The following is a 10369-nucleotide window of genomic DNA, read 5'->3' on the forward strand; positions in this document are numbered from 1 at the left end:
GAGGCCGGGGTCGGCAAGCCAGCCGGTGATCCATCCCACCTGCTCGGCTATCGCCTCATCGAAGCCGTCCGGCTGGTCCTCGTAGCCATCGATCGCGACCACGACCAGCCGCCGTCGGGCAATACCGTCGAGGTTTTCCGTACTCACCACTCGCCCCCTGCACCGCGCACGGCACGAAGCACGCGGTCCGCCAGCCTAGCCGGGAGGCGTACCCGCCGTCGCATGCGGCTAACATCGCCCACGGGTTCGACAAGGGGAATCGGGGCCGTAGTGGACGTACTTCAGATCGCCGGTGTACACGGAATCAGGCAAGGCTCTTCCGCCACGACGCCGAGACTGAGCAGCAAGTGGCAGAAGACGGTGGACTCGGCTGTGGCAGCCTCGAAACACGCCGAGGCAGTGGGGCCGGTCGAACTGACGGTCCCCTCGTACCGGGATATCTATCCCAAGACAGCCACCCGGTACATGCGCCTGGGACCGGAGCAGATCGACGACGCCCCTGTCGACGAGGACGAAGAGGCGTTCATCCTGGGGGCATTGGCCGCCTACGCTCCAACAGCCGCCGCCGAGGAGGACAACTCACCGCTGGCAGACCACACCCTCGGCGGAGCACGCTTCACGCCTCGGATCCTGCGTCGCGCACATGCCGTGGATCAGGTGGCCGGCAAGGGAGTGACCAGCCGCTTGTTGTGGCTGATCCGCGAGGCCCATGACTACCTGCGCCACGAGGAGACGGCGGCCGCCGTCCGCGCCGAGATCCGAGGAACCCTGAACGCCACCGGCGCTCGCATGGTGATCGCCCATTCACTGGGAAGCGTCGTGTTCTACGACATGCTCACCCGTGGCGAGGTACCGACCGGGCACGATGGCGAGCCCGGCGTGAACACCTTCGTGACCTGTGGATCTCCCCTGAGCTGGCTGTGCGTCCGAAATGGTGTTCACACGCCCGCTAATGCTCCGCTCTCCGTGCCTGCCTCCGTGGAGTGGACCAATCTCCACTCTCCTAACGACGTCGTGAACAAGGGGGCGGGCCTGTCCCACCTTGCGGCGGGGGTCACTGACGTGGTGGCTCACAACGGTGGCGTCGCCAAGGCCCACGATGTCCACCGCTATCTGGCCAAAGATGCCGTCGTCGATCTGGCCCTGAGGACGAGGACACTCAGCACGGACGCTCAAACAGGAAGCCGCCCCGGACCCTGATGTGCTGGGCAGTTCTTCAGTGGCTACCGCCACGCTTCGTATCGGTGATGCGGCACGGCCCGCGCGATCTGGGTCGTCGGCGCACAGAGGATCGTCCCCGAACTGGACACCGGGTTGCGACGGGTCGAGGAGCACTGCCTTCCGCTGGAGGACATCCGCGCGGCGGCCCATGGATGGCTCAGCGCCGTCAACCGGGTGCTGATCCTCAATGCGGAGTATCAGTCCGGGCGCGGCACCGTCCTGCTGCTCCGCGGGGCCGCGACTGACGTGCGGGGAACAGGCGCTGCGCCGACGGCTCGCCGTACCGGTCGACGTTGGCGAACACTGGGTCAGAAATGCGTGGCGATCCCGAAGATGCGGTGGAGTTGTGCCATGTCGTGCCGGTCATGTTCCGATGGTTCGCATCCCTGGTGGAATTAGACCTGCTGCTCGGCGGACAAGGACGGGACAGCGGTCCCCTGGACGGTGCCCGTCACGAAGCACGCAGCGGGGGAAGATGACCCCGCGGGTTGCTCGCCCATGCCATCCGCACCGTCAACGGCGGAATCACCCGCCCTGAACCCGACCCCATGGACATCGCGGTCACCCCTCCGACCGCTCGAACAACCCCGCCTCCTTCAGCGCAGCACAAAGCCCCGGTCAACGGGAGCCCTCACAACGGGACTTCACCAGGACAAGTCAAGATCACCAACAACATCCGGAAACCTTGGCAGAGCCCTTCAGGTCCTTGTAGGCGGACAGTCGATCTCCCTGCCCGGTATGGCTATTCGTCCCTCGGATCGGGGTGTGGGTCGAGGGGAGGGGCCGTCGCGTCCGCGATGTCAGTGGCGGCTGCGATGCTGTCGGCTGATTCCTTGGAACCTGCTCGACCTCGACAAAGCCTTGCTGGCCAGTTGGGCTGCCGACGCCTGCTCACCGAGCGATCTGAGTGGTATTCAGCCTCTTCCAACCTGGAGTGCCGTCGCAGGGCCGTCATCTGACCTAGGCTCAACACTGAAGAAGCCCCCGTGCACGGTCTCGTCGTTGGGGGTCGCCATCGCCCACCCCCGTCCGGTTGTGTTGATGTGCGTCAGACCCTCTGGCAGGGTGACGCTGCAAACCGGGCAGGGAGTTCAATCTTGAGCAGGACATACAACCCAGTGCCGGTCAAGAGGCGGCCGCAGTCTTCAAACGGGAGGGGCCCATGCTGACGCAGGTCGCCGAGGGTGTACTGATCCACAAGAGTGAGTTGCTCGAGAACAACACCGTTGTCGTGCATGGCAGGGACGGCGTGCTACTCGTAGACGTCGGGATTACCGGCGCCGAAATGATCTGCCTGGCGAACGACCTTCGTCAGCTGGGCCGGCCCGTGGTCGCAGGCTTCTCGACGCATCCTGATTGGGATCACGTGCTCTGGCATGCCGCACTTGGCGAAGCGCCTCGTTACGGCACAGCCCGATGCGCGGCCTTTATGCAGGATGTGTTGTCGAACGCGGACTGGAAGGCTGGCGTCGCCGAGGGGCTGCCGCCGGAAATCGCCGAGGACACACCGCTGGCCCTGTACGGCCTTATCACTGGCCTGCCTGCTGAAACCGCGCAGCTTCCTTGGGATGGCCCCAAGGTGCGGATCATTGAGCATACGGCGCATGCCCCGGGCCATGCGGCGCTGTTGATCGAAGAACGTCGAGTTCTCATCTCCGGCGACATGCTCTCCGATGTCTTCGTGCCCATGCTCGATGACACCGACAACCCGATTGAGGACTACCTCATCGGGCTGGGACTGCTCGAGGGCGTAGCGGACGACATCGATGTCCTCATCCCCGGACACGGATCCGTCGCCAGGGACGAGGAGGTACGCGCAAGGATCAAACTGGATCGAGCGTACGTGGAGGACCTACGTAACGCCCGGGTTTCCAGCGACCCACGGGTCGTATCGCCCAAGCCCGGCTGGGAGTGGGCAAGCGACATTCACGAAGGGCAGGCCCGAAGCCTCGCCCGAGGAAGCGAGCGCGAGGGGACGCCTGACTAGAGATCCGCTTCCGCCACAGGACGCCCCTGCCAGTGAGCCGTTGCCAAGATGGCGTCGGTGAACGCGAGTTGGAAAGTGACTGGAAGGCGCGATCAACGCTTCGGCAGAAATGATTGTGCGGGACTACGCCGTCGTCGAAGCCGGCGACGTGGTGGAGATGCGGCTCAACCTCGTATTCGTCTCCCGGAAAAGCGGGCGTCGACTGCCGATCGAGGTTGTGGAGCACTACACGGTGCGTGAGGGCAAGATTTACGGTGCGAACGCCTTCTACAAAGACACCCAGGCTGTCAACGACCTGGTCAAGCACGGCTGACCCACGCAGCACATAGCACGGTTGCGCGGGGAGTACTCGGCGACGACACGGTGCTTGCCCGAGAGCTCACGGTGGTACTGAAGCGGACGCGGACCCCACCCCAGCACTCCACCCCCGCAGACGCGGGAGAGGCGAAGCCGGGACGGGTACTGCAGGACGGAACAGCGGGCGCGCGGCTCAGCTCTCGGAGCGATCTTGGGCCCACACCAGGCCCTGGTCCTGCAGCGCGCCCGCGTCCGGGCGCTGCCGCTGCGCGCCGAGCTCGCCCCGGCCGCCACCGCCGCCGCCAGTTGATCAACACGCAGTTCGAGCAGCAACGTGAACCCACAGCTACACGAGCCGTCCCGGCGCCAGGTAGCGTGGCGCGCGGTCGCCGGACGGATCAACACCGGGGGGTTGTTATGGAGTTGCGAGACATCGAGATCCTGGTGGTGCTCGCCGAGGAGCTGCACTTCGGCAGGACCGCGCAGCGGCTGCACATCACCCCCTCCCGGGTCAGCCAGTGCGTCAAAGCGCAAGAGCGCCGCATCGGCGCGGCGCTGTTCGAGCGCACCAGCCGCAACACGGAACTGACACCTCTCGGCCGGCGCCTGATCGACGACCTCGCAGCCGCCCGGCACCAGATACACCAGAGCCTGCGGCGCGCCGAGCAGGAGGCGAAGGGGATGCGCGAGGTGCTACGCATCGGCATGATCGCCACAAACGTGGATGATCTGCAGCCCTACTTCGACGCGTTCGCCACCGCCCGCCCCGGAGTCGACGTGCAGTTCCGCACCATCGGCTTCGCCCGTCCCTTCGCCGGGCTCCGCTCCGGCGATCTCGACCTGGCCATGCTGTGGCTACCTGTACGAGAGCCCGACCTGACGGTGGGACCCGTCATCCACAACGAGCCGGTCATGCTCGCCGTCGCCCGCGGCCACCCACTGGCGTGCAGGGAGTCCGTCTCCTATGAAGACCTCGCAGACCAGATCACCATCGGCGGCGCCGCACCCCTCTACTGGCGTGAAGCGATCGTGCCCTCCCTGACGCCCACCGGCCGCCCGATCCCCATCGGGCCGACCGCCGGCGACTCCCTGGAACTGCTGCACATCGTGTCCACCGGCGAGGCCGTCTCACCAGTTCACCAGCAGGCCACCCGCTACTTCGCCCGACCAGACATCGCCTACGTGCCCATCCACGACGCCCCGCCAGCCCGCTGGGCACTGATCTGGCGCACCGCCACCGAAACCGACACGATCCGCACCTTCGCCAAGATCGCCGAGCAGCTCGGACCGCAGGAACCATAACTACCGGCCAGGCACGGAGCCAACCCACCCAGCGCCGATCCCATCCCTCCGGTCGCGCAAGCTTCGCCCATGCAGCTGGGAGCGGCCCCGCCGGCCGAGCAACACGGCAGCTGCCAGGCCACTCCGGCTCCGGGCGATCTTGAAGGGCTGGTGCGCTGGTTCAAGGAAAGTTCGGCGACTCTACTCAAGGCCCTCGACACCGACCCGAGTACGAGGTCCCCTGCCTCCGTCCTCTTCGAGGAGCAACGAGCTGTAATGCGCCGGGAGTTCGTCGAGCTAGGCGCCCCCCGGCGGGCGGTTGACTGAAGGGGTTGGTGTCAGTGGCCAGTTGTAAATTGACTCTCGCAAGATTTCGCGACGAGGTGACAGCCCGTCACGGTCGTGCCGTTGTCCGTACTGCGTGCGAACGTGCTGGGGATGGTGTTCCCGCTCGCTGAGTAATGGCTGGTGGAGCAAGTGGTTGTGGAGAGCGGTATTGCGCACGTTCGTCGAGCAGGTGGAGGGGCGGACGATCCGCTACGGCCGGTACACCCCGCTGCTGCTGGGCATGCTACGGGCCGTGGGCCTGGCGCTGGCGCCCTGCATCTGCTGCAGTTCGCGCTCGTCCACGTCAACTCCCAGCTGGTTCAGCAAGTTCCGGCCGAACCGGCCTGGGCGACGAAGCTGAGCGACGAGGACGGGCACGGCGTGAGCTCGCTGATCGGTCCAACGTCAAACCCGTACGGCACCATCCGCCTGACCATCCGCCTGGACATGGACAAGCGCCTCGCCCTGAGGCCCGCCGCCGCCGTGCCTCGCCCCCGCACTTGACGATGCGGCAGACGGCCTCGATGGGGGTGCCCTGGCTGACGGGTTCCCGGGCGCGAGCGGCGATGCGCAGTTGGTGGCGGGAGTGGCGGCGGTGGCCGCCCGCGGAGCGCAGCGGGTGATGAGGCGGGCTCGCTGGGTGATGCGAACTGCTGGTGACCTGATTGGGTCTGCGGCGTCTGCCGCACGGCGTCACCTCACAAGCGACCAACAAGCACCGGCGGGGCTGGATGATCTGGATCGAGGCGGGGAGCATGTGAGTCCGTGCGCCTGCTTGACGAGGCGCCATGGAGATCGGCCTATTCCGGGCCGCCCGCTCTCCGGTCCCGATCGAGGGCACGCTCGACACGCAGGCCCACACGTTTCGAGTTACCTGCCTCATGGGCCTGTTCAGACACAGATCGGCCTGTTCAGATGCAGATCACGATCTTTCCTCGGGTGCGTCCGCGCTCGGCGTGCGCGTGGGCGTCGGCGATCCGCTCCAGAGGGTAGGTCTGTTCGATACGCGGTGTGTAGCGGCCTTGTCCGCCCAGTTCCGCCGCCACGGACAGGAGAGTGGAATCGTTCACCGCGTTGACCACATGCGTGCCCAGGCGGTGCCCGCCCGCGTGGTCGGCGACCGTCGCGACGCGCTGCGGGTCACCTGTGATCGCGACGAGGTCGTCCAGGGAGCCGGAGGCCGCGGTGTCGAGCACGATGTCGACGCCGTGCGGAGCGAGAGTGATGAGGCGCTGTGCGAGGCCGGGGCCGTAGGTGGTGGGAACGGCGCCGAGAGAGGTGAGGAACTCGTGGTTGCGTTCACTGGCTGTCCCGATCACAGTGGCACCTTGCGCTACCGCGATCTCGACCGCCGCGCTGCCCACGCCTCCGGCGGCGCCCTCGACGAGAAGGGTGCGCCCCGCGAGGGAGCCGAGCGCGTTCAGTCCACCCATCGCGGTCACTGTGGCGAGACCGGCAGCAGCGGCCTGCTCGTCGTTCCACGTGGCGGGGGTGTGCGCCCAGGCCGAGAGGATGAGCAGCTCCGCGGTCGCCCCGGTGACACCGCCCAGTCCGAAGACACGGTCGCCGATGCTCACCCCCTGCACCCCGTCGCCGATCTCGTCGACCACGCCGGCGCCGTCGCGCCCGGGAATGGCGGGCAGCTCCAGGGGAATCAGCTGGTGCAGGGCGCCGGCGCGCAGCTTCCAGTCGATGGGATTGACGCTGGCCGCAGCGACGCGGACACGGATCTCACCGGGTCCGGGGAGGGGGTCGGGCGCCTGCTCGATCACCAGGCTCTCTGCTCCGCCGTATTCGTGGAACCGGGCTGCGCGCATCATGGTCTGCCTTACTTTGACGGGCCGGAATGACGTGTTCATCCGACGCTCGTCACTCTAGAACCTGACGTCGACGTGAGGTGCAAGCCGCTAGTGGCGCTCGGCCGGAAGAGGGCAGGCGCGGGGGTGGGTGTTGCCGGGCAGGCGGGGGTGAGCGTGGGACCTGCGGCCACTGCGAGGGGTCACGCCGCCCGTCACGGTCGAGACCCGTGTGCCCTCGGGTGGGCTCGGCGATCCCGGCACGACGCGAGGACTGCCGTGCGTACGTGAACAGCGTGAACGCCCATGCGTACGTGAACAGCGTGAACGCCCGTGCGTACGTGAACAGCGTGAACGCCCTCGGGGCCCGCCACTACCGGGCCGTGATCAATCTCGGCGCCGGCAACGGTCCGATCGGCCCCAGGGCCGCCCCCGGAACCGGTATTGCTAGCCTGAACCTGACGGCAACGTGAGGTATGACTGGGAAGGGAGTGACCTGCGACATGCGCATCGGACAGCTCGCCAGGCGGTCAGGGGTCAGCGTGCGGGCCCTGCGCTACTACGAGGAACAGCGGCTCCTGGAATCGGCACGGACGCCCGGTGGGCAGCGTGACTATCCCGACGAAGCCCTGGAGCGGGTCCAGCTCATCCAGGACCTCTTCGCGGCCGGCCTCTCCAGCCGTACTGTCGTCGAACTGCTGCCGTGCGTGAGCACCGGCGTCGCGACCCCCGCCATGCTCGACCAGCTCATCATCGAACGCGACCGCATCGCCACACGCATCCAGGACCTGACCCGGGCCCAGACCAAACTCGGCCGCGTGATCGAGAATGTGGCCGCGGCGAACGTCGTGCAGGACTGATCGCTCCTACTCGCGAGACCATGCGCTCGCTGCCGGTGCTCGTTCGCGCCGGTGCGGTGAGCCGGATGTTGAGCCGCTCGATCGTCCCCCAGCGGATCGACTCCCTGGGCCGGGACATCACTTGGGAAGAATGGCTTGCCCTTACCCGGCCGACTGACCTCCCGGAACCGGCATATGTGCTCCAGCAGGGCGAGACCTTGGGAGCCCGGCCCGTGGGGCCGGACTCCCAAGGTCAGTCACGCGTCAGCTCGTGATCACGCGGAACCGAAGTGCCCGTCGCCGCACTTCACCGCGTAACCGGTCTTGTCGAAGTAGCACATGCGCAGGTGAACCTCGGTGCCCTCCTTCAGGTTGAGGTTCAGCTCCCTGGAGGTGTTGGTGCCGCTCGTCACCCTCAGCGTCCGGTCGTCGTAGCCCTCGATGACCAGGATGCCTTCAACACCCAGGCCGTCCTTGGCGTAGTCACTGACCCGCAGGACGTCACCGGCGGAGTACCAGTAGGCGCCGCCGCGTTCACCACGGATACCGATGTCGGTGCCCGCCGAAGCGCTGGTCGCCGTGACACCGATGACCGCCAGGGCAGCCGTACCGGCCAAGGCGGCCCGGGCGGTTATCTTGCGAAGCTTCATGCTGTCTTCTCCTGTGCTTGCTTCCGGTTCCCCGGAGTTCCACGGGCGTATCGCGGGTTGTGCGCGCCCGGGAGATCATTTATGCGGGCTCGCGGTTCCTGTCAGCCCGAGAGATTCAACGTTCCGCTGAGCCGGAACTGTCAGAGCCGTGGCAGCAGGCACCCATGCTGCTGCCCGGTGCATCCGGGTATGCCCCGTTCAACTACCTTTGCGAGTAGGTGATTTTCGCTGGGGGGTGTGGAGGAGCCCCCCGGTCTCACATGGACACCGGAGTAGACCAGCGCGCGAATCCCCCGTCGCACCCAGGCGGGTCCACGACCTCTCCCCTGCCGGGCCTGAGCCACTTGCGGCCCCGCCTGCGCCCGCCCGCCACACAAGCGTGCCGAGAATGCCGATTGTCGGGCATCAGTGCATCCGCGCATCCGTGCAACTCCTCCCCCGATGGAATGCTCAGTCAGCTTGCTTGAGGGCTCGCTAGTCGATCAAGGATGGTTTTCTTATCCCTGCGATCGCTGAGAGCTATCAATGGAGTGACCTGCACGATGCAGTTGCGTGATATCGAGATATTCCTGACCTTGGCCGACGAACTGCACTTCGGGCGCACCGCTGAACGGCTGCGAATCGCCCAGGCGTCGGTCAGTCAGTCCATCGCCAAGCAGGAGCGCAGCATCGGAGGCAGACTCTTCGACCGCAGCAGCCGCACCGTGCGGCTCACCGCCCTGGGCCGCCAGCTCCGCGAAGACCTTCTGCCGATCCCGGACGCGCTGCGGCGCAGCCTGGACCGAGCCGCGCTGGCCGCCCGCGGCGGCACCGCCGTACTGCGGGTGGGCATGATCGGCGAGAACGCTCACGACCTCCTGCCCTACTGGGAGTCGTTCCGCTCTCGTCACCCCCAGTGGCAACTGAAGATCCGGCACAGTCCGTTCATCAATCCCTTCGATCCCCTGCGCCAGGGTGACATCGACGTACTCGTCGCATGGCTGCCGATCGAGGAACCCGACCTCAGCGTCGGCCCTGTCATCTGCACCGAACCCATGGTCGCGATGACCGCCGCGCACCACTCCCTCGTCGACGACAAGTACGTGTCCATGGAGGTATTCGGCGATCGGGGCCTTTTCGGCCCCGGCGAACCGCAGCCGTCGTACTGGGAGGACGCCTACAGCCCGTTCGCGACTCCGTCGGGACGCACCATCGAACGCATCCACACCGTCGCCAGCTGCGAGGAGGTGCCCACCATGGTGGCCACATCCCACGCCATCGACCTCACCAGCGCCCACGCCGCACGCTACGGCGCCCGCCCCGACGTCGCCTACCTCCCGATCACCGACTCCCACCTGCTCAACTGGGCCCTGGTCTGGCGATCCGACGCCGAGACCCCGCCCGTCCGCGCGCTCGCCCAAGTCATACGGGACCTGGGCACCCTCACCCAGTGACGCAACACCCAACAGTCACCACCGTCCTGAGAGGGCACGAGACTCCCCCTCGATCGGACCTCGCGCGCGTGACCTTCCGGAGGCGGGACAGGGCTGCGGGAGTTGCCCCGCCGGTCGCCACCCCGGCAGGACGGTGGCTGGAGCCGCGTTCGTCGCTGACCCGGCTCCAGCTCGCCTCGGAAGCCGAAGGTCGGTCACAGCTCGAGGGCTGAGAGCCTGCGGTGTGGGCAGAGCCCAACGTCACCTGGAACAAACGGAGAAGGGAACAGGGTTGATCAGAAGCAGCTCCCGGTGATGGTGTCATGGTGGTTCCGAACAGAACACGGCCAGCGCCTCAATCGACAATCGCCCACGCAAGACGCTCGGTTCCGGTCGACCCCGACCGAGCGTCCCTCTGCGCTGCTCACGGCCGCACCGCTAGCGTGCAGGCCGCTTTCCTGCGGCCAGACGCCAACCAGGGTCTAGGGGGTGTCTGACAATTCCGGTCTGATCAGCGAGATTCGGCTGAGCTGGCAATCCGGAGGTGCGCCGATCGGCT

Annotated in this window: 10 protein-coding genes and 2 pseudogenes; 8 read left to right on the forward strand and 4 right to left on the reverse strand. The window is 66.8% G+C overall.

Annotated elements, in window-relative coordinates:
• The first annotated feature begins 270 nt into the window (after positions 1 to 270).
• A complete protein-coding gene (locus AC5P1C_RS40305) occupies positions 271 to 1200 on the forward strand; it encodes a lipase family protein (protein WP_493870965.1) in 930 nt (309 codons plus the stop codon).
• Positions 1201 to 1616: 416 nt separating this feature from the next.
• On the opposite strand, the pseudogene AC5P1C_RS40310 reads toward AC5P1C_RS40305, so the two are convergent.
• Positions 1617 to 1766, reverse strand: a pseudogene (locus AC5P1C_RS40310) (nucleotidyltransferase domain-containing protein); the annotation flags it as partial.
• A 617-nt stretch (positions 1767 to 2383) separates the two neighbouring features.
• Here AC5P1C_RS40310 and AC5P1C_RS40315 point away from each other — a divergent pair.
• The 4 genes from AC5P1C_RS40315 to AC5P1C_RS40330 all read left to right on the forward strand — a co-directional run bounded on the left by AC5P1C_RS40315 (position 2384) and on the right by AC5P1C_RS40330 (position 5617).
• Positions 2384 to 3208 (forward strand): MBL fold metallo-hydrolase, encoded by an 825-nt coding sequence (locus tag AC5P1C_RS40315; protein WP_493870966.1) that lies wholly within the window; start codon positions 2384 to 2386, stop codon positions 3206 to 3208.
• Positions 3209 to 3323: 115 nt separating this feature from the next.
• On the forward strand, positions 3324 to 3521 hold the full coding sequence (locus AC5P1C_RS40320; protein ID WP_493870967.1) for a nuclear transport factor 2 family protein: 198 nt from the start codon (positions 3324 to 3326) through the stop codon (positions 3519 to 3521).
• 401 nt (positions 3522 to 3922) lie between these two features.
• Positions 3923 to 4807 (forward strand): LysR family transcriptional regulator, encoded by an 885-nt coding sequence (locus tag AC5P1C_RS40325; RefSeq protein ID WP_493870968.1) that lies wholly within the window; start codon positions 3923 to 3925, stop codon positions 4805 to 4807.
• A 687-nt stretch (positions 4808 to 5494) separates the two neighbouring features.
• On the forward strand, positions 5495 to 5617 hold the full coding sequence (locus AC5P1C_RS40330) for a hypothetical protein (protein ID WP_493870975.1): 123 nt from the start codon (positions 5495 to 5497) through the stop codon (positions 5615 to 5617).
• Here the strand turns inward: AC5P1C_RS40330 and AC5P1C_RS40335 are convergent.
• Together AC5P1C_RS40335 and AC5P1C_RS40340 are read right to left on the reverse strand one after the other, a co-directional pair.
• A pseudogene (locus AC5P1C_RS40335) lies at positions 5616 to 5732 on the reverse strand (MerR family transcriptional regulator); the annotation flags it as partial. The gene AC5P1C_RS40330 and the pseudogene AC5P1C_RS40335 sit on opposite strands and share 2 nt — an antisense overlap.
• 292 nt (positions 5733 to 6024) lie before the next feature.
• The gene (locus AC5P1C_RS40340; protein ID WP_493870974.1) at positions 6025 to 6930 is read right to left on the reverse strand and encodes an NADP-dependent oxidoreductase; all 906 of its coding nucleotides are present in this window, start codon (positions 6928 to 6930) and stop codon (positions 6025 to 6027) included.
• A 266-nt stretch (positions 6931 to 7196) separates the two neighbouring features.
• Here AC5P1C_RS40340 and AC5P1C_RS40345 point away from each other — a divergent pair, with 266 nt between their 5' ends.
• Positions 7197 to 7382: a hypothetical protein gene (locus AC5P1C_RS40345; RefSeq protein ID WP_493870969.1), complete on the forward strand. Its 186-nt coding sequence runs from the start codon at positions 7197 to 7199 to the stop codon at positions 7380 to 7382.
• Positions 7383 to 7412: 30 nt separating this feature from the next.
• Entirely contained in the window at positions 7413 to 7769 is a 357-nt protein-coding gene (locus AC5P1C_RS40350; RefSeq protein ID WP_493870970.1) for a MerR family transcriptional regulator, read from the forward strand.
• A 254-nt stretch (positions 7770 to 8023) separates the two neighbouring features.
• Here AC5P1C_RS40350 and AC5P1C_RS40355 read toward each other — a convergent pair whose 3' ends face one another.
• Positions 8024 to 8398: a hypothetical protein gene (locus AC5P1C_RS40355; protein ID WP_493870971.1), complete on the reverse strand. Its 375-nt coding sequence runs from the start codon at positions 8396 to 8398 to the stop codon at positions 8024 to 8026.
• Between the two features lie 542 nt (positions 8399 to 8940).
• On the opposite strand from AC5P1C_RS40355, the gene AC5P1C_RS40360 reads away from it, so the two are divergent.
• A complete protein-coding gene (locus AC5P1C_RS40360; RefSeq protein WP_493870972.1) occupies positions 8941 to 9831 on the forward strand; it encodes a LysR family transcriptional regulator in 891 nt (296 codons plus the stop codon).
• Positions 9832 to 10369: the final 538 nt, after the last annotated feature.

This window comes from Streptomyces sp. A18 (genome assembly GCF_059026065.1).